At 71.9% G+C, this 18,181-nt stretch carries 19 protein-coding genes; 7 read left to right on the top strand and 12 right to left on the bottom strand.

Annotation, left to right across the window (positions count from 1 at the left end; genetic code table 11):
* Positions 1-3: 3 nt before the first annotated feature.
* Genes B0B15_RS15250 through B0B15_RS15240 form a run of 3 tightly spaced genes read right to left on the bottom strand, consistent with a single transcriptional unit; the run spans position 4 to position 3,187 of the window.
* On the bottom strand, positions 4-879 hold the full coding sequence (locus tag B0B15_RS15250; RefSeq protein WP_076677513.1) for a carbohydrate ABC transporter permease: 876 nt from the start codon (positions 877-879) through the stop codon (positions 4-6).
* A complete protein-coding gene (locus B0B15_RS15245; protein WP_076677511.1) occupies positions 876-1,889 on the bottom strand; it encodes a carbohydrate ABC transporter permease in 1,014 nt (337 codons plus the stop codon). Before B0B15_RS15245 ends, B0B15_RS15250 begins: the two co-directional genes overlap by 4 nt.
* A gap of 11 nt (positions 1,890-1,900) precedes the next feature.
* Complete coding sequence (locus B0B15_RS15240) at positions 1,901-3,187, bottom strand: extracellular solute-binding protein (protein ID WP_076677509.1); 1,287 nt, start codon at positions 3,185-3,187, stop codon at positions 1,901-1,903.
* Between the two features lie 176 nt (positions 3,188-3,363).
* Here B0B15_RS15240 and B0B15_RS15235 point away from each other — a divergent pair, with 176 nt between their 5' ends.
* From B0B15_RS15235 to mmuM, 3 genes are all read left to right on the top strand, one after another.
* Positions 3,364-4,362 carry a LacI family DNA-binding transcriptional regulator gene (locus B0B15_RS15235; protein ID WP_076677507.1) on the top strand — a complete coding sequence of 333 codons (999 nt, stop codon included), beginning with the start codon at positions 3,364-3,366 and terminating at the stop codon, positions 4,360-4,362.
* Positions 4,363-4,547: 185 nt separating this feature from the next.
* Positions 4,548-5,054, top strand: a complete 507-nt coding sequence (locus B0B15_RS15230) for a MarR family winged helix-turn-helix transcriptional regulator (protein WP_076677505.1) — start codon at positions 4,548-4,550, stop codon at positions 5,052-5,054.
* Positions 5,051-5,905 carry a homocysteine S-methyltransferase gene (gene mmuM / locus B0B15_RS15225; protein WP_076677503.1) on the top strand — a complete coding sequence of 285 codons (855 nt, stop codon included), beginning with the start codon at positions 5,051-5,053 and terminating at the stop codon, positions 5,903-5,905. The genes B0B15_RS15230 and mmuM overlap by 4 nt, the downstream gene beginning before the upstream one ends.
* 26 nt (positions 5,906-5,931) lie before the next feature.
* Here mmuM and B0B15_RS15220 read toward each other — a convergent pair whose 3' ends face one another.
* A complete protein-coding gene (locus B0B15_RS15220) occupies positions 5,932-6,645 on the bottom strand; it encodes a TetR/AcrR family transcriptional regulator (protein ID WP_076677501.1) in 714 nt (237 codons plus the stop codon).
* A gap of 85 nt (positions 6,646-6,730) precedes the next feature.
* On the opposite strand from B0B15_RS15220, the gene B0B15_RS15215 reads away from it, so the two are divergent.
* A complete protein-coding gene (locus B0B15_RS15215; protein WP_076677499.1) occupies positions 6,731-7,588 on the top strand; it encodes an NAD(P)H-binding protein in 858 nt (285 codons plus the stop codon).
* Between the two features lie 95 nt (positions 7,589-7,683).
* Here B0B15_RS15215 and B0B15_RS15210 read toward each other — a convergent pair whose 3' ends face one another.
* Both B0B15_RS15210 and B0B15_RS15205 read right to left on the bottom strand, forming a co-directional pair.
* Positions 7,684-8,610 carry a hypothetical protein gene (locus B0B15_RS15210; RefSeq protein WP_143733831.1) on the bottom strand — a complete coding sequence of 309 codons (927 nt, stop codon included), beginning with the start codon at positions 8,608-8,610 and terminating at the stop codon, positions 7,684-7,686.
* A gap of 70 nt (positions 8,611-8,680) precedes the next feature.
* A complete protein-coding gene (locus B0B15_RS15205; RefSeq protein ID WP_076677495.1) occupies positions 8,681-9,154 on the bottom strand; it encodes an Lrp/AsnC family transcriptional regulator in 474 nt (157 codons plus the stop codon).
* A 155-nt stretch (positions 9,155-9,309) separates the two neighbouring features.
* On the opposite strand from B0B15_RS15205, the gene ald reads away from it, so the two are divergent.
* Positions 9,310-10,395, top strand: coding sequence for an alanine dehydrogenase (gene ald / locus B0B15_RS15200; protein WP_076677493.1), 1,086 nt, complete (start codon positions 9,310-9,312; stop codon positions 10,393-10,395).
* Between the two features lie 149 nt (positions 10,396-10,544).
* Here the strand turns inward: ald and B0B15_RS15195 are convergent, their stop codons facing one another.
* Positions 10,545-11,228: a response regulator gene (locus B0B15_RS15195; protein WP_076677491.1), complete on the bottom strand. Its 684-nt coding sequence runs from the start codon at positions 11,226-11,228 to the stop codon at positions 10,545-10,547.
* Positions 11,225-12,907, bottom strand: coding sequence for a sensor histidine kinase (locus B0B15_RS15190; RefSeq protein WP_083709078.1), 1,683 nt, complete (start codon positions 12,905-12,907; stop codon positions 11,225-11,227). The genes B0B15_RS15195 and B0B15_RS15190 overlap by 4 nt, the downstream gene beginning before the upstream one ends.
* Before the next feature lie 60 nt (positions 12,908-12,967).
* Here B0B15_RS15190 and B0B15_RS15185 point away from each other — a divergent pair, with 60 nt between their 5' ends.
* Together B0B15_RS15185 and B0B15_RS15180 are read left to right on the top strand one after the other, a co-directional pair.
* Positions 12,968-14,416, top strand: coding sequence for a cation:dicarboxylate symporter family transporter (locus B0B15_RS15185; protein WP_076677489.1), 1,449 nt, complete (start codon positions 12,968-12,970; stop codon positions 14,414-14,416).
* Positions 14,413-15,243 (top strand): HpcH/HpaI aldolase/citrate lyase family protein, encoded by an 831-nt coding sequence (locus B0B15_RS15180; RefSeq protein WP_076677487.1) that lies wholly within the window; start codon positions 14,413-14,415, stop codon positions 15,241-15,243. Before B0B15_RS15185 ends, B0B15_RS15180 begins: the two co-directional genes overlap by 4 nt.
* Positions 15,244-15,464: 221 nt before the next feature.
* Here the strand turns inward: B0B15_RS15180 and B0B15_RS15175 are convergent, their stop codons facing one another.
* From B0B15_RS15175 to B0B15_RS15160, 4 genes are all read right to left on the bottom strand, one after another.
* Entirely contained in the window at positions 15,465-16,028 is a 564-nt protein-coding gene (locus B0B15_RS15175; RefSeq protein ID WP_076677485.1) for a DnaJ family domain-containing protein, read from the bottom strand.
* The gene (locus B0B15_RS15170) at positions 16,025-16,957 is read right to left on the bottom strand and encodes an oxygenase MpaB family protein (RefSeq protein WP_076677483.1); all 933 of its coding nucleotides are present in this window, start codon (positions 16,955-16,957) and stop codon (positions 16,025-16,027) included. Before B0B15_RS15170 ends, B0B15_RS15175 begins: the two co-directional genes overlap by 4 nt.
* A 76-nt stretch (positions 16,958-17,033) precedes the next feature.
* Entirely contained in the window at positions 17,034-17,558 is a 525-nt protein-coding gene (locus B0B15_RS15165; protein ID WP_076677481.1) for a hypothetical protein, read from the bottom strand.
* Between the two features lie 2 nt (positions 17,559-17,560).
* The gene (locus tag B0B15_RS15160) at positions 17,561-17,971 is read right to left on the bottom strand and encodes a DUF4383 domain-containing protein (protein WP_076677480.1); all 411 of its coding nucleotides are present in this window, start codon (positions 17,969-17,971) and stop codon (positions 17,561-17,563) included.
* Positions 17,972-18,181: the final 210 nt, after the last annotated feature.

The raw sequence follows: 18,181 nt of genomic DNA, 5'->3' as shown, positions 1-18,181 counted from the left end.
GGATCAGCCCTTCACGGCGCCGGTGAGGCCGCCGACGATGCGCCGCTCGAACACGCTGAAGAACAGCAGAGCGGGGATCATCGACAGCGAGGTGAACGCGAGCACGCGCGCGGTGTCGACGGAGTACTGCGACGCGAACGCCTGCGTCCCGAGCGGCAGCGTGTAGGCGGCTTCGTTGTTGAGGATGAACAGCGGCAGCATGTACGAGTTCCAGCTGTTGACGAAGGCCAGGATGCCGACCGTCACCACCGCGGGGACGGCGAGGGGCAGCACCATGCGCCAGAAGAACCCGAGGCGACCTAGACCGTCGATCGAGGCGGCCTCCTGCAGCTCGTGCGGGATCGCCGCGAGGAACGGCGACAGGATGATGATCGTCAGCGGCAGCGCGAACGCGATCTGCGGCACGATGACACCGGCGAGCGAGTTCATCAGGCCGAAGTTCCGCACGAGGATGTACAGCGGCGTGATCGCGACGGTCATCGGGAACATCAGCCCCGCGGTGAACAGCGCGAACACGACGCCGCGGCCGCGGAAGCGGTAGCGCGAGAGGGCGTAGGCGGCCATGAGGCCCAGGGCCACGACGAACAGCGTCGTGGCGATCGCCGCGATGGCGGAGTTGCCCACCTGGCCCCAGAAGACGCCGCTCGCGAGCACGTCGGCGTAGTTCTGCCAGTTCCACACGACCGGGAATCCGGACGGGTCGACCGTGATCTCGGCGTTCGAACGGAAGCCGCCGAGGATGATGTAGACGACCGGCGCGAGCATCATGCCGATGAGCAGCAGGGCGACGAAGCCCACGACGACGTTGGTCGAGCGCTTCGAGCCCGCGGCGACCCGACGAGGGGCGCGAGGGGTGACGAGCGTGGCGGTGGCGGTCATTTCGAGCCTCCGGTGAGGGCGCCGGCGGTGTCGCGCCGCAGCACGAACCGCTGGTAGACGAGGGCGACGGCCAGCGAGATGACGAACATCACGACGGCCACGGCGCTGCCGTAGCCGAAACTGCCGGCGTTGCGGCCGTTGGCGACCATGTAGGTGGCCATGGTCGAGGTTCCCGCCGTGGAGGCGACGTACTGGCCCCAGATGATCCAGACCAGGTCGAACAGCTGCAACGAGCCGATGATCGACAGGAACGCCCAGATGCGGATGGTCGGGCCCATCAGCGGCAGCACGATGTGCCGCTGGACCTGCCAGTAGGTCGCGCCGTCGATCGCGGCGGCCTCGCTCAGCTCCTCGGGGATGCCCTGGAGGCCGGCGAGGAAGAGGATCACGGCGAAGCCGATGTACTTCCACGTGATGATGATCAGCAGCGTCCAGATCGCCAGGGCCGGGTCGGAGATCCAGTCGGCGCGCAGCGCGCCCAACCCGACCTTCTCCAGGGCGCCGTTCAGGGCGCCGCCCGACTGCAGCATGAGACCCCAGCCGAGGCCGACGACGACCTCGGAGATGACGTAGGGCACGAAGATCAGCACGCGGATGAGCGACTGCGCGCGCATCTTGCGGTTCAGCAGCAGGGCGAGTCCGAGTGCGAGCGGTCCCTGCAGCACGAGGGAGCCGATGACGATGAACGCGTTGTGACCGAGCGCCTCGTGGAAGGCGGGGTCGGTGAGGATCGTGACGTAGTTCTGGATGCCGACGAAGTCGGTGGGGGCGCCGAAGCCCGACCACTTGTAGAAGCCGTAGTAGGCGGCCAGGGCGACGGGGAGGATGACGAACGACACGAACACCACGAGCGCGGGGCCCAGGAGGATCGCGAGCTCGCCGCGGATGCGCCAGGCCTCGCGGCGGCGGCGGACGGGCGGCCGCCCGGCCGAGGGGGCGCGGCGAGCGCCCTCCTCGACCGGGCGGCGAGACCCGGTGTCGGTCGCCGAGGCGGCGAGCTGAGTGGCCACGGTCGGCGTCCTCAGCGCGAGGCGGCCGCGTTGACGGCGTCGACGATGCCCTGCGGCGATCCCTTGCCGGCGAACATGTCGACCACGGCGACGTTGAGCGCGTTGCCGACGTTCTGGCCGTACAGCGTGTCGAGCCAGACCGAAACGTAGGGCGCGTCGGTGTACGCCTGCAGCGCCGACTGGAGAGCGGGGGTGGTGACGGCATCCGTCGCCTCGCTCGAGGCGGGGATCGTCTGGAAGGCGTCGGCGTAGCGCTCCTGGTTCTCCTTGTTGACGGCGAAGTTCAGGAAGTCGGTGCACTGCGCGGGGGCGTTGACCCAGCACGCGTACCCGTCGACGCCGCCCATGATGGCGCCTTCCTCTCCGTCACCGCCGGGGACCTCGGGGAACGGGAACCAGCCCAGGTCGGCGAGCGGCTGCTCGTCGGGCGTGAGCGAGGCGATCACCCCGGGGTTCCACGCCCCCATGAGCTCCATCGCGGCCTGGTGGTTGGCGAGCAGGCCGGCCGACGATCCCGCGCCCTGCTGGGCAGCGGTGGTGAGGAAGCCGTCGTTGAAGGGCTGCGTCGCGAGGAACGACTCCAGGTTCTCGCCGGCCTCGATCCAGCACGGGTCGTCGAAGCTGCGGCTCTCCGCGGCGGAGTCGAGCACGTCCTTGGCGCACGCGCGCAGGGCGAAGTTGTAGTACCAGTGCGCGGCCGGCCAGGCGTCCTTGGCTCCGACGGCGATGGGGGCGACGCCGGTGGCGCGGATCTTGGCGTTCGCCGCTTCGAGCTCGTCGATCGTGGCGGGCGCTGCGGTCACGCCGGCGGCGCTGAGCAGGTCCTGCGAGGTGAAGATGCCGGAGGGGAGCACGGCGACGGGCATGCCGTAGTTCTTGCCGTCGACCTCGAAGGCGCCGAGGGAGGTACCCAGAGCGTCCTTCGCCTCGGGCGTGATCTTGTCGGTGAGGTCCATCGCCTGCCCGGCGGCGACGATGTCGGCGAGCTTGCCGCCACCGCGGGCCATGAAGATGTCGGGGGCGTCGCCGGCGTTCAGCGCGGTCTGCAGCTTGCCGTCGACCTCTTCGTTCTGCAGGGCCTGGATCTCGATCGTGACGCCGGGGTTGGCGGCCTCGAAGGCGGCCGCGGTGTCCTCCCAGTACTTCTTGCCGTCGCCGGTGGTGGAGTTGTGCCACATCGTCAGGGTGACGCTGCCGTCGGCGTTCGCTCCGCCGGATCCGCCGGCGGCGCAGCCGCCGAGGGCGAGAGTGCCGGCGACCGCGAGGGCCGCTCCGGCGAGGATCTTGCGCGTGTTCATGTGATGTCCCGTTTCTCTTCGTCGAGGTGCGTCACGAGGACGCGTCGGTTCCGGCTGCTGTGCCGTTCGTTCACCACCCCGGGGTCTGCGGCCCGCTGAGGTGTCAGAAGTGTCACCCGCCGACAGAGGGTCGTCAAACGTTTTCGAAAATGATTTCCACGCTAGGGTCGGATGCCATGAGGCGAGCGACCATCCACGACGTCGCCGCGGCGGCCGGGGTCTCGGTCGCCACGGTGTCGAAGGCCGTCAACGGCCGCTACGGGGTGTCGCCCGAGACCGTCGGTCGCGTGCTCGACGCCGTGAAGAAGCTCGGCTACGAGTCGAGCCTCGTGGCCAGCAGCATGCGGTCGCGGCGTACGGGGGTGATCGGCGTGCTCGTGGCCGACATCGAGCCGTTCTCCGCCGAGATCCTCAAGGGCGTGGGGGGAGCGCTGTCCGACACGGGGTACGACCTGCTCGCGTACACCGGCGCCCGCCGCGACGGCGAGGGGTGGGAGCGCCGGTCGCTCAGCCGGCTGAGCGGCACGCTCATCGACGCCGCGATCATCGTCACCCCCACGGTGGTCGCCGTCTCGAGCGAGGTGCCGATCGTCGCCATCGACCCGCACACCGGCCGAGGAGACGTCCCCACCATCGAATCCGACAGTTTCACCGGCGCGCAGCAGGCCGTGCACTACCTCGTGCAGCTCGGCCACCGTCGCATCGGCTTCATCGCGGGGCGCCCCGACCTGCGGTCGGCGGTGGCGCGGGCCTCGGGCTATCGCGCGGGGCTCGCGGCTGCCGGCATCCCGTACGACCCCGCTCTGGTGGGGGTGGGGCGCTACGAGCAGGACGTCGCCCGCGAAGCCGCCCACGAGATGCTGGCGCTCGCCGACCCGCCCACGGCGGTGTTCGCCGCGAACGACCTGTCGGCGCTCTCGATCGTCGAGGTCGCGGCGGAGCGCGGCCTGCGCGTGCCCGACGACCTGTCGGTGGTCGGTTTCGACGACGTGCCCGAGGCGGCGCGCGCTCAGCCGGCCCTGTCCACGGTCCGTCAACCGATGAAGCGACTGGGCGCCGAAGCCGTGCGTATGGTCCTCGCGCTGCTCGCCGGGGAGGAGCTGCCCGAGACGCACATCGAGTTGCCCACCCGGCTCGTCGCGCGCGGGACGACCGCGCCCCCGCCCGCGCGCTGAGCCGCGGCCCGCCGGACCTTCCCCACGGGCCGAGCCGTGCATCACGGCCGAGCACCCGTCGAGTGTCCACGACACGCCGCATCTCGCGCGACGGCGCGGCGTGTCCTGGACGCTCGACCGGGGAACGGCCCGCCACACCGCCCGCCGCGCGCCGCACTACCCCATGGCTCCGGTACCGTCGAGGTGTGATTTCCGCCAGCAGCAAGGACGACGAGGTCGATCTCCTCATCGACGCGTGGTCGCAGTTGCTGCCCGAGGTCGACCTCACCCCCCTCGACGTCATGTCGCGCCTGCGCCGCGCCGCCTTCCACCTGTCGAAGCTGCGCGCGAAAGCCTTCGCGAGCGCCGGGATCGCCGTGTGGGAGTTCGACGTGCTCGCCGTTCTGCGCCGCGCCGGCACCGAACTCAGCGCCACGCGCCTCATCACGGCCACCATGATCGGCAGCGCGGCGATGACCAACCGCCTCGACAAGCTCGCCGACCGCGGTCTCGTGCACCGTCGCCCGAACCCCTCCGATGGGCGGGCGATCCTCGTGGCGATCACCCCCGAGGGGATCGAACGGGTGGATGCCGCGATGATCGAGCTCGTGCGCCTCGAAGCGGAGGCGCTGCGCGACGTCAGCCGCGCCGACCAGGCCCTGCTCGCGAGCGCCCTGCGAGTGCTCGCCGCCGGCGAGACGCACGAGGCGTGATCGACCTCGTCGACACTCTGGGCCGCCGCCCGGTCGTGCTGGACGGGGGTCTCGGCACCCTCCTCGAGGCGCGGGGCAACGACGTGACGTCCGCCCTGTGGTCGGCGCGCGTGCTCCGCGACGACCCCGGCGAGGTGCGCGCCGCCCACGCCGAGTTCGCCCGAGCCGGCGCCGAGGTCGTCATCACCGCCTCGTACCAGCTCGGCTTCGAAGGCGACATCCCGGATGCCGAGGTCGAGACGCTCCTGCGCCGCTCCGTGTCGCTCGCCCGCGAGGCGGGCGACGTCGTCGTGGCGGCATCCGTCGGTCCGGTGGGCGCGCTCCGCGCCGACGGCAGCGAGTACACGGGCGCGTACGGTCTGACGCTGGCCGAGCTGCGCCGCGCGCACCGCCGCCGTCTGCACGTGCTCGCCGACACCGGCGCCGACGTGCTGGCCGTGGAGACGATCCCGTCTCCGCTCGAGGTGGAGGCCCTCGCCCTCGAGCTCGCCGACCTCGACGTCCCCGCGTTCGTCAGCCTCTCCGCCGACAGCACCGGGTTCTCTCCTGCCGGTTCGCTCGCCGCGGCGCTGGGGACCGCGGCATCCGTCCCCTCCGTCGTCGCGGTCGGCGTCAACTGCTGCGCTCCCGACAGGGTGCCCGGCGCGCTCGCCGGGGCGCCCGATATCCCGCTCGTCGTCTACCCCAATACGGGGGAGACGTGGGATGCCGCCACCCGCACGTGGCACGGCGGAGCGGCCCCGCTCGCCGACGACGCGCCGTCGTGGGTCGACGCCGGTGCGCGCCTGGTCGGCGGGTGCTGCCGCTCGACGCCGGCCGACATCGCCGCGATCGCCGCCGCACTGCGCTGACGGAGGGCGAGCGCGTCGGTCGAGCCTCAGGGCGTGCGGATCACGCGGTCGAGCCACTCCACCAGGAGCGATCGTTCCGAGTTCGAGAGGGCGTCGAGCTCGGCCGCGTCTGCGCGCAGCGTGACCGCGGCGGTGCGGTGCGCGGGCTCGGCGGAGGCGCCGGTCGCCTCGGGGACGATGATCGATGCGAGCACGGCCTCGAACAGGGCGTCGGCAACGGCGGGATCCCGCTCGTCGCTCGGGTGTTCGAGCAGGGTCAGGATCGCGCCGGTCCCCGCCGCGTGGATCAGGGCGACGGCGCGCTCTTCGGAGACGCGCAGTCGGCCGCGCGACGCGACGCGGCGGACGCGTTCCTCCAGCGCGTGCACGCCGGTGGCCAGGGCGGGGGAGTCGCGACCGCGCCGGGGATCGCTGAGCAGGACGAAGAGGTCGGGGTGCTCGAGGCCGAACCGCACCGTCTCGTCCCACCCGTGACGGAGGTCGTCGACCGGGTCGCCGGTGGCCGGCCTCGCGAGGTCGGCGACTTTCGCCGCGCCGAACGTCGCCATCGTCCATTCGGCGACCGCGTCGAGGAGTCCCTCCTTGTCGCCGAAGAGGCGGTAGATCGTGGGGGCTTGAATCCCGGCTCTCTCCGCGACGGCACGGGTCGTGACGGCCGCCGATCCCTTGTCGCGCAGAAGCGCGGCGGCGGAGGCGATGATTCGCTCGCGCACGTCGTCCCGGGGTGTGGCGGTGGGCATGAGGCGACGATAACAACTTCTTGTAAACGACGGTAACCGCTGTTACCGTCTGAGTGTTTCCATCGATAACAAGAGAGGCGTTCCAATGATCACGATCACCGGCGCGACGGGTTCGCTGAACCGCGCCACCGTCGACCACCTGCTTCAGAGCGTTGACCCGTCGGAGCTGGCGGTGGTCGTGCGGGATCCCTCCCGGGTCGACGATCTCGCACGTCGAGGGGTCGACGTGCGGGCGGGAGACTACGCCGATCCGCGCGGACTCCGGGCGGCTTTCGAGGGCGCCGACCGTTTGCTCCTCGTCTCCTCGAATGACCAGAACGCCGATGCGGCGGCTCTGCACCGCGGAGCCGTCCGGTCCGCGCGCGACGCGGGGGTCGGGCACGTGCTCTACACGAGCCATCAGGGTGCCGACGCCGCTTCGCCGTTCACCCCCGCGCGGGATCACGCGGCGACCGAGCACGCGCTCGCCGCCAGCGGCCTCCCCTGGACGGCCCTGCGCAACGGCTTCTACGCCCACACCCTCGAGTGGCTGCTCGGACCGTGGCGGAAGACGGGCGCGGTGTCGGTGCCGGCTGACGGCCCGGTCTCCTGGACGTCGCGCGATGATCTCGCTGAGGCGGCGGCCCGCCTGCTCCAGGGCGAGGTTCTCCCGCTGGGGCCGGTGACGCTCACCGCGACGGCAGCCCCGCGCTTCGCCGACCTCGCCCGCTGGGCGGGGGAGGCTGCGGGTCGTGACATCGCCCTCGACGTGATCGACGAGGAGGAGTGGACGCAGCGGGCGATCGCCGCGGGTCGGCCCGAGGGCGCGGTGCGCTTCACCCTCGGCATCTTCCAAGCGGCGCGAGGCGGCTTCTTCGCCGGAACGGATCCGGCGCTGCGCGACGTGCTCGGTCGCGAGCCGGTGACAGCGCGGAGCATCGTGGAATCCATGGTGAGGGCCTGATCCGCGCAGAGGCTTCTCGTGTGGGGCGGTGCGGGCTCCTTCGCGCCGCTCGTCGAGGGGTGCCGCGATCGCCGGCGCACTGCGCGGCTAACGCGTCAGGTCCTCCGGCTGCCGTCGGCGCTCTCCGTCAGAAGCGAGAGCTGCGCGGCGCGCCAGCCGTAACCGTCGCGCAGGCGCGAACGCACCGCCGGGAGCGCCGACGGCCGCCGTATTTCGACGCCGCGGTAGACGTCGACCGCCGACGGGTCGGCCTCGCGTGCGGCCATGCGGAGTTCGGTGAGCAGCGCCAGGAGCCCGTCGTCGCCGAGGTCGGCGCGGGCCCGCGACCAGTCGTCGAACGCCACTCGCGTCCAGGCGGAGGAGCGATCCGGCCCACCGAGAGCGGGGGAGCGGCGCACGAGGACGACCGCGAGGCCGGTCAGCAGCACCGACGCCGTGGCGACGACCCCCGTGGCCTCGACGGAGAACACCATCCGGTCGAGGGAAGTGTCGGCGAGTGGGCTGAGCGACACGGCCACCCGCAGTAGCGAGTAGGCGGCGAAACCTCCCGTCGTCGCCGCCAGCACGATCGCCGAGCGTCGGGGGATGGTGCGCGCCCGAGCGGTCAGCACGGCGCACAGCCCGCACGCTGTGGCGACCGCGAGGACTCGCACCGTGAGCGCGGCCGACGGCTCGAGCGCGATCGTGGTGATCGCCACGACGAGGGCGAGCACGGCCGCGAACGCGACGAGCGCCCGCACGCGCCGCGACCCCGGCGGACTCACGGCGACGCAGAGCATCGCGGGGGCGAGGACCATGGCGGTGGAGGCCATCGCGAGGGCGACGGGGCCGCCGCCCTGGAAGGCCAGCACGTACATCGCCGTCGAGCCCACGGCCAGCACGCCCGCCATCGAGGTGACCCGGAGGAAGAAGTGCACGGGCGCGCGGCTGCCCAGCTGCGGGAGGATCACGCCGATCATGCTCGCGCCCAGCGCGACGCACATCACCGCGAGTCCGATCGACAGCACCATGGGGGCCTCCACCGCCATCATGCTCGCTCCCGTGCTCGCCCCCACGTGCGATGCCCGGGCTTGACGCGGGAGCCCGCGCGGCTCAGTCGAAGTCGGCGGCGAGGGCGTTGCGGTGGTACTCGAAGATGATGCTGGTGCGGGTGGATGCCACGCTGTGCCGCGCCGACAGATGATCGACGACGAAGCGACGCACCGCCGAAGAGTCGTCTACGGCGATGTGCACGAGGAAGTCGTCGGCGCCGCCCAGGAAGAACAGCTGGATGACGTCGGGATGCCGACGGACCTCGTGCGCGAACGCGCGGATGCTCTCCTGCCGCTGCCCGGGCCGCAGTGTCACCCCGACGATGGCCTGCAGGCCGCGTCCGAGCCGGCTCTGGTCGACGGCGGCGTGGAATCCGGTGACGAGGCCGCGGTCGACGAGGGCGCGCAGTCGCGCGTGCGCGGTGGATGCCGCCACCCCCAGCGTCTCGGCGAGGGCGGCGTTCGTCATCCGGGCGTCGGCGGAGAGGAGCTCGATGATGCGCGCGTCGAGCGGGTGCAGGTCGTCGTCGGCCATCGCAGATCCTTCGCGTGATGGCTCCCGGTGAGCCCTCCAGCGCCGATGATACGCCCGCTGGCCGCTTTTGAGCCGAAGGATGTACGGGGAAACACCACGGAAACACCTCTTTCTGCGATTCTTCCCGCAACGCTCATCCGCTCGAGGAGGAACCCATGCGCGTCGCCGTGCCGACCGAGATCAAGAACAACGAGAACCGCGTCGCGATGACGCCCGCGGGGGTCGACGCCCTCGTGCGCCGCGGCCACGAGGTGCTCGTGCAGGCCCGAGCGGGCGAGGGCAGCGGGTTCTCCGACGAGCAGTACGCCGGTGCCGGTGCGGAGATCGTCGCGACGGCGGAGGAGACCTGGGCGCGCGCCGAGCTGCTGGTCAAGGTCAAGGAGCCCATCGCACCCGAATACGGCTTCCTTCGCCCTGACCTCACCCTCTTCACGTACCTGCACCTCGCGGCGGACCGCCCCCTCACCGACGCCCTGATGGCGGCGGGAACCACCGCCGTGGCCTACGAGACCGTGCAGACCGCCGACCGCGCGCTCCCGCTCCTCGCTCCGATGAGCGAAGTCGCGGGCCGCCTGTCGATCATCGAGGGTGCCCACCATCTGCTGCGGGCCTCCGGTGGGCGGGGGCTCCTCCCCGGCGGCGTGCCGGGCACCCCGCGCGCGAAGGTCGTCGTGATCGGCGGCGGTGTCGCGGGCGAGCACGCCGCAGCCAACGCCCTCGGCCTCGGCGCGCGAGTCACGGTCGTCGACATCTCGCTGCCGAAGCTCCGCCAGCTCGAGGAGCGCTTCGGGGGAGCGATCGAGACCCGCGCCTCGACGCGCCTCGAGATTGCGGAGCAGCTTGCCGACGCCGACCTCGTGATCGGCTCGGTGCTCATCCCCGGAGCCGCCGCGCCCAAGCTCGTGACCGACGACATGGTGGCCGCGATGAAGCCCGGCTCGGTGCTCGTCGACATCGCCATCGACCAGGGCGGCTGTTTCGAGGGCTCGCGTCCCACCACCCACGACGCGCCCACGTTCCGCGTCCACGACTCGCTCTACTACTGCGTCGCGAACATGCCCGGCGCCGTCCCGCACACCTCGACCCGTGCGCTGTCGAACGCCACTCTGCCTTACGTCACGCGCGTCGCCGACGCCGGCTGGGAGGCCGCGGCATCCGCCGACCCGGCCCTCGCCAAGGGCCTGAACGTTCGCGCCGGCATCGTGGTGAACGAGGGCGTCCGCGCCGCCTTCGACCTCTGACCCGCGCAGGTGTCCGGGCCCCTCAGCGCCCCCGAACCTCGATCGAGTGTCCACAACACCCGGACGAATTTCGAAGACGTCCGGGTGTTTTGGACACTCGCCACCCCGCGGGAGCGTTCACACGGACGGGGCCCCGTGGGCCGCGTGACTCAGCCGCGCACCCAGGCGTAGGTGATCTCGGGGCGGCCCTGACCGCCGTAGCGCGGCTCGCGGCGCACGCGGCCGACGTCGGCGAGATGCTCGAGGTAACGCCGTGCCGTGACCCGCGACATGCCCTCGCTCTCGCCGACCTCGGTCGACGAGACCGCGCTCGCCGCGGTGCGTACCCGCTCGGCGACGGCCTGCAGCGTCGCGTCGCTGAGTCCCTTGGGCAGCGCCGGCGAGGTCACCGTGCGCAGCGACCCGAGCAGGGCGTCGACCTCCGACTGCGTGGCCTCGCCCGCCGCGCGGTCGAGCCCCTCCACGTACGCGCGATACGCCTCCAGCCGCTCCCGGAAGGCGCCGAAGGCGAACGGCTTGATGAGGTACTGCACCACGCCGATCGACACGGCCGCACGCACCGTCTCCGCGTCGCGCACCGCGGTGACGGCGATGATGTCGACGCGCGAGCCCATCGCCCGCGCCCGGCGCGCGACGTCGAGCCCGGCGCCGTCGGGCATGGTCATGTCGAGCAGCACGAGGTCGATGCGGCGATCCGGGTCGCCCAGTGCTGTGAGGGCGGCGCGCGCTCCGGCCGCCTGCCCGACCACTTCGAACCCCGGCACCCGCCCCACGTAGGCGCTGTGCAATTCGAGGGCGAGGGCGTCGTCGTCGACGACGAGCACGCGGATCACCCGGTCACCGCCTCGGCGACCACGGGGAGGAACACGCGGACCGTCGTGGGCTCCGCGCTCACCAGCAGCGTGCCCCCGCGGGCGGCCACGATGTCGCGCACGAGCGCGAGGCCCACGCCACGGCCGCCGGGCGCGTGAGCGGCCTTGGTCGACGAGCCGAAGGCGAACGGATCGGCCAGCGACGGGTCGAACCCGGCGCCACCGTCGGAGACCTCGATCACCACGTCGTCGCCGTTCTCGCGGAGCGTCGCGCGCACCCAGCGCGGCTCGGCGCCCGCGGCGGCGGCGTCGAGGGCGTTGTCGACGAGGTTGCCCACCACCGTGACGGCCTCCTCGGGAGCCAGGGGGAGCGCGGGCGTGGGCTCGGCGACGTCGAGATCGAGCCGGACGCCCCGCTCGGCCGCCTCGTCGAGCTTGCCCAGCAGCAGCGCCACCACGATCGCGCCCTCGTCGTGCGAGACGAGACGATCCGCCAGTTCCTGGCGCTCTCCGGTGGATGCCACGATCAGCCGCCGTGCATCATCCACGCGGCCCAGCTCGAGCAGCGCCAGCAGCGCGTGGAGGCGGTTGCCGTGCTCGTGCGTCTGCGATCGCAGGGTGTCGCTGAGGGTGCGCACGCCCTCGAGCTCGCCGAGCAGCGCCTGCAGCTCCGAACGGTCGCGCAGCGTCATGACCCGTCCGCGTTCGGGGGCACGTCGGCCGGTGAGGTCGCGCGCCTCCTCTTGGTTGACCAGCAGCACGCGGTCGCCGTTGACCACCGTCTCCTCGACCATGCGGCGTCCGGTCGCGATGGCCTCGGCGAGGGCGGCATCCATCTCGGCCTCCCGCGGGTCGAGCCACACCTGGCCCGTCGTCGCCGGGGGAAGGCCCAGCAGGTCGGCCGCTTCGTCGTTGTAGAGCACGATGCGCCCCGACCGGTCGGTGACGACCAGCCCCTCGCGCAGCGAGTGCAGGACGGTCTCGTAGCTCTCGACCAGACGCGACAGCTCCTCCGGCGTGTACGAACCCGTCACCCGTCGCGCGCTGCGGCGCACGTACAGCGCCCCCAGCACGCCGAGTCCGACGATGGCGGCGGATGCCAGCACGATGAGCGGCGCGCGGGCGGCGATGTCCTGCTGCACGGCGCCGAGGGTGACACCCACCGAGACGAGGGCGACGATCGGGCCGTCCTCGACGCCGTTCTCGCGGATCGGTGCGATGGTGCGCACCGACGGGCCGAGCGTCCCCTCGTACACCTCGGTGAAGGTGCGCCCGGCGAGCGCCTCGTCACGGGAGCCGATGTACGGCAGGCCAATCTCTGCGCGGTTGGGATGGGTCAGACGGATGCCGTCGGGCGTCATGATCGTGACGAACGAGACGTCCGTCTCGCCGAGGATCTGCTCGACCATCGGCTGCAGACGATCGGAGTCGCCGGCCGCCGCCAGGGCGGCCACGTCGGGCTCGTGCGCGATCGTCTCGGCGACCGAGAGTGTGACCTTCTCGGCCTCACGCTGACCGGAGTCGCTGAGCTGCACCGAGAGCAGGGCGGCGAGGACACCGGCGACGAGCACGACGACACCGAGCGACACCAGGGCCAGCCGTCCGCCCACGCTCAGTCGCATGCCCACCGCCCTTCGTCGCGCCTGCCGTGAACAATACGACCACAAATCGCCGATCGGTTCGCCCTCGACCACAGTCATGTCATCCACTCCGGCGATCCCGCCGGACAACGAAGACGTTAGGAAAAGGGATAGGCGCTGATGGCTCTCTCACTCCGCACCACTCGCGACGGTCGGCCGCGTAAGAAGATCGACCGCAACCACTGGCTCTACATCGCCGTCATCGTCGCCGTCGTGGCGGGCGTGATCGTCGGCCTCGTCGCCCCGCAGTTCGCCGTCGGCCTCGAGCCCGTCGGCAAGGGCTTCGTCAACCTCATCAAGATGATGATCGCCCCGGTCATCTTCTGCACGATCGTCGTCGGCATCGGCTCGATCGCGAAGGCCTCGACGGTCGGCAAGATCGGCGGGCTCGCCCTCGGCTACTTCCTCGTGATGTCGACCTTCGCGCTCGGCATCGGCCTGCTGGTCGGCAACATCATCCACCCCGGTGAGGGCCTGAACATCGGCAGCGCCTCCTACGACGCCGTGCCCGAGGCCACCACGACGCAGGACTTCATCCTCGGCATCATTCCCACGACGTTCTTCTCGGCGTTCACCGGCGGCAGCATCCTCCAGGTGCTGTTCATCGCGCTCCTCGCGGGCTTCGCCCTGCAGGGCATGGGCGAACGCGGGGCGCGCATGGTCGAGGGCATCCGCAACTTCCAGGTGCTGGTGTTCCGCATCCTCGGCATGATCCTCTGGCTCGCCCCGATCGGTGCCTTCGGCGCCATCGCCGCTGTCGTCGGCAAGACCGGATTCGGGGCCGTCATCAGCCTCGGCATCCTGATGGGCTCGTTCTACCTGACGTGCTTCCTCTTCATCGCCGTGGTGCTCGGCGGTCTGCTGTTCGCCGTCACGCGGATCAACATCTTCTCGCTCATGAAGTACCTCGGCCGCGAGTACCTCCTCATCGTCGGCACCTCGTCGTCCGAGGCCGCCCTGCCCCGTCTCATCGCCAAGATGGAGCACCTGGGCGTCTCCAAGCCCGTCGTTGGCATCACGGTCCCGACCGGGTACTCCTTCAACCTCGACGGCACCGCGATCTACCTGACGATGGCCTCGCTGTTCATCGCCACCGCCATGGGCGCGCCGATGTCGATCCCCGAGCAGATCGGCCTGCTGATCTTCATGATCATCGCCTCCAAGGGCGCGGCCGGTGTCACCGGTGCGGGCCTTGCGACCCTCGCCGGCGGTCTGTCGGCCTACCGTCCCGACCTCGTCAACGGCGTCGGCGTCATCGTCGGCATCGACCGGTTCATGTCGGAGGCCCGCGCGGTCACCAACTTCACCGGCAACGCCGTGGCGACCCTCCTCATCGGCGCATGGACGAAGCAGTACGACGGACAGCGGGTGCGCGAGGTGCTCGCGGGGCAGATCCCCTTCGATGAGACCCTGCTCACCGGCCACGACCACTCGGCGACTCCGGCGGCGGATGCCAAGGAGCAGGCCTCGACCGAGGTCGGCACCGGCCCCGCAGCCGTCGACACCCAGGCGCTCAACGCCTTCCGCGCTCAGGCGGAAGCGGAGGCGGCGGCTCGGAGCCGTTCGTGAGTCTTGCGCACACCCCGGCGGGGGCGGCTTCGGCCGCCCCCGCCCCTGCGCGCGTCGAGCTCGCGCGCACGTGGATGCTCCGCTCGCCGCTCGCGGGCGATCTCGAGACCGCGGCCGACGTGCTCGTGCTCGACCTGGAGGACGGCCTGCCCGCCGCCCGCAAGGCCGAGGGACGCGATCGCGCCCGTCGTGCCGCGGCCGACGCTCCGGTGTGGCTGCGCATCAGCGCGGCCGGCACGCGCGACGGCGAGGCCGACCTGGCCCTGGGACGCGAGCTCGACGACCGCCTCGCCGGTGTCGTGCTGGCCATGTGCGCCGGTCCCGCCGACGTCGCGCACGTCGCCGCGTCGCTGCCGGCGGGAACCCCCATCGTCGCGATGATCGAGTCGGCCGCGGCGCTGCTGACGGCCCCCGCGATCGCCGCGCATCCCGCCACGCGCCGCCTGGCCTTCGGCACGGGCGACTTCCGCCGCGACACCGGCATGTCGGCCGATCGCATCGCGCTGTCGTGGCCGCGAGCGCAGCTCGTCGTCGCGTCGGCCGCCGCGGGCATCGCGGGACCCGTCGACGGCCCGTGCGGCCCGGTCGACCAGGCCCACGATGCGGCCCGTCACGCCGTCGCGATGGGTTTCACCGGCACGCTGGCGCTCCAGGATGCCGCCATCCCCGGTGCTCACGCGGGCTTCACGCCGTCGCCGGCCGAGGTGAAGGCCGCCCGGTCGCTGCTGTCGACCACCCCCGACGGCCCGGTCGACGGCTCGTACGCGCCGACCCTCGCTCGCGCCCGAGCCCTCGTCGCGCGCGCCGAGGCCCTCGCCGCCCTCTGACCGTCGGGCGGCTTCTTCCGTCCGGTTCCGGGGGCTTCGACAGGCTCAGCCCCCTCGTGCCGCAGGATCAACCCAACCCAGGTTCCTGAGCCCGTCGAAGGGGCCGGGACCACAGCGTCGTCGTGTCTCCCGCGGGTCCCGGGGGCTTCGACGGGCTCAGCCCCCTCGCGCCGCAGGATCCGCCCGACCCAGGTCCGCAAGCCCGTCGACCGGTCCGGGACTCACCGTCCGCGCCGGAACAACCGCCGACGCCGCCGCGGGGGAGCAGCTACGGCAGAGGCCTCCTCGCGTGCCCGGCGCCGTTCGCTCCACGCCGCCACCACGGCATCCACGTCCACCGTCGGCGTCACCACCGGCGGGCCGCCCTGCAGCTGGCGCCGGGCCTCGATCACTCGGCGGTTGAAGTCCTCGACGGCCTCGCGCACCTCGGGTTCGCGCGCGAGGGCGTCCAGGCGTTCGGCCATCTCGGCGTGCTCGACCCGGAGGGTGAGCGCGGGGGGACCGAGTCCCGTCAGCTGTTCGGTCTCGATCTTGCGGCGGATCCACCAGTCCGGGTCGTGCGAGGCGCCCAGGCCGGGGAGGGGCTTGCCCGCTCCGGGAAGGTTGTCGAACTCGCCGCGGCGGATCGCCTGCTGGATCGAGGTCTCGACGAACGCCGCTCGTTCAGCGGCCGTCGACCCTCGAGCCGGTCCCGCCGACTCCGCGGGTTCGGGCGCGAGTCCGGCCTCGCGCAACTCGCGGTCGAGGCGATACCGCTCGGCGGCCTGCCGCGCGTCGTCGCTCACGCCGCCTCCCGTCCCTCACGCTCCAGCCGCGCGAGGCGCTGCCGCGCCATGTCCTGTGCCCGCGGCCCGGAGCCGAGCGCGCGCTCCGTCACACGCAGGATGACCCGCGTCAGTGCGAGCACCGGGAGCGGCCATCGCCGCACGCCGAGCATTTTGCGGTATCGGCGCGGGATCGTGGCCACGGCGGCGGCGAAAAGCACGCGGTAGGAGACCCCCATGAGGCCGGGGAACGGAGGCTTCCGCAGGAAGCGCACGACCTCGGCCACCCGCTCGTCGCCGCGCAGCTCGCCGCGCTGATGGAAGCCGTCGATCTCGGCGCGCAGCGCCGCGCGGGTGCGGGGAGGATCGACCACCCGCATGAGCCGCCCCGCGGTCGCCCAGTCGTCGACGTAGGCGTCGGGGCCGCCGGGGATCGGCTTCCTCGACACCTCATGCCCGGCGAGGAAGGCGTCCGTGAAGGCCAGATGCACCCACCGCACGAGATCGGCGGCCTCGGCGGTGTAGGCCCGCTCACGGCCGTCGCCGGCCGTGTACTCGCCCTTCACCCGCTGATGGAACCGTCCCACGCGCCGGGTCTCGGCATCCGCCTGGGTCCGGGAGCCGTAGGTCAGGGTGATGACCCAGCGCACGGTGCCGGTGAGGCGGCCGATCGGGTCCTCGCGGTAGCGCGACCAGTCGTGCACGCCGGCGAGCGCGCCGGGGTGCAGCGCCTGCAGCAGGAGGGCCCGGATGCCGGCGACCAGCGTCCCCATTCCGGCGTGGACGGTCCACGCGGGGCCGTTCTCGGCGAAGTACCCCGTGTCGTCACCGTCGGCGATCGCCCGGACGTAGGGCGCCATGCCGGTCGGGTCTCCCGCCAGCGCGACGAGGATCCTGCCGCGCAGGGTCGCGATCCAGCCGGGAACGGAGGGGGAGGTCGCGTCGCTCACCCTTCCAGCGTGCCACCGTCCGAGGGGACGGGCGCGGGGGTTGCTCGACGTGGACGATCTTCCCGGTGGGGGAGGATCAGTGACCCTCGTGAGTCACGACGGGAACGGTGCCGTCGTCGCGGAGGAGGACGGCATCCTGGGTCGCACCGAGGGCGGGGGTGACGAGCACCGCGATGACGGCCGCGGCGACGAGCAGCCCCGTGACGCTCATCGGCTGCGCGGTGCGCGTCGCGCGCTGACCGTGGCGGCGCAGGTGCACCGCGGAGGTCGCGCCCACCACGACGAGCAGGACAGCAGCGGCGGCCACGCCGATGATGCTGGTGTGCGCGGGCGCCAGGAACATCAGGGCGGTCGCGAGGGCGAGCGCCGCGAGGGCACCAGCGAGGGCGAGTCGGGGGACGACGAGGCGTCCCGTCGACAGGGCCGCGGCTCCCCACGCGAGGGAGGCGAGGCCCAGGACGACCATCCCGATTCCGAGGACCACTGCGGGGACCCCGGAATCGGGACGGACGATCGCACCCGCGCCGAGGGCGGCGATGATAAGTCCGGCCCCCCATGCGGATACGGAGGGCCACGACCGCACGAAGGTCGCGGCGTTCATGCTCAGACCGCCGCGGTGCGGGGGACGTTGCGCTCGGTGCCGAGACCGACACCCAGCAGCACGACCGCGCTGGCGAGGTGCAGGAAGTGGTCGGCCGTGTTCAGCGCGAGGATGTTGGCGGCGGTACCCACGAGGAAGAAGCCGACGATACCGAGGAGCAGGTAGACCGCCCCGACGGTGGTGTTGACGCCCTTGGCGGCACGCGCATTCGACAGACCGGCGACCAGCAGCGCGGCACCGATCAACAGGTGCGCGATGTTGTGCAGCGGGTTGACCTCGAAGATGCCGAGGAGAAGACCGCCCTCGCTCGAGATGAATCCGACGCCGCCCGTGACGGCGAAGCCGAGCAGACCGACGAGCAGGTAGACAGCGCCGAAGACGGTGGCCACGATGCGGTTGGGTGACGAGCTCATGATGAACCTCCCAGATTGTTGGCAGCGACCGTCCGGCCGCTTCTCCCCATCTTCGGAGACAATGCATCGATCGGATTGGGCTTTGCGTCCAAGGGGACTGTTCGGGTAGAACCCGGATACGACAGAAGGCCCCCGAGTACTCTCCGAGGCCCTCCGCAACGAAGTCGACCATAGGTCGCCCCCTCGCGCTCGCGATGGGGATTGCAATTC

Source organism: Microbacterium sp. RU1D, from assembly GCF_900156435.1.
Classification (GTDB): Bacteria; Actinomycetota; Actinomycetes; order Actinomycetales; family Microbacteriaceae; genus Microbacterium.
The sequence above is the reverse complement of the archived record's forward strand: the minus strand, read 5'-3'. Positions and strand labels throughout refer to the sequence as shown.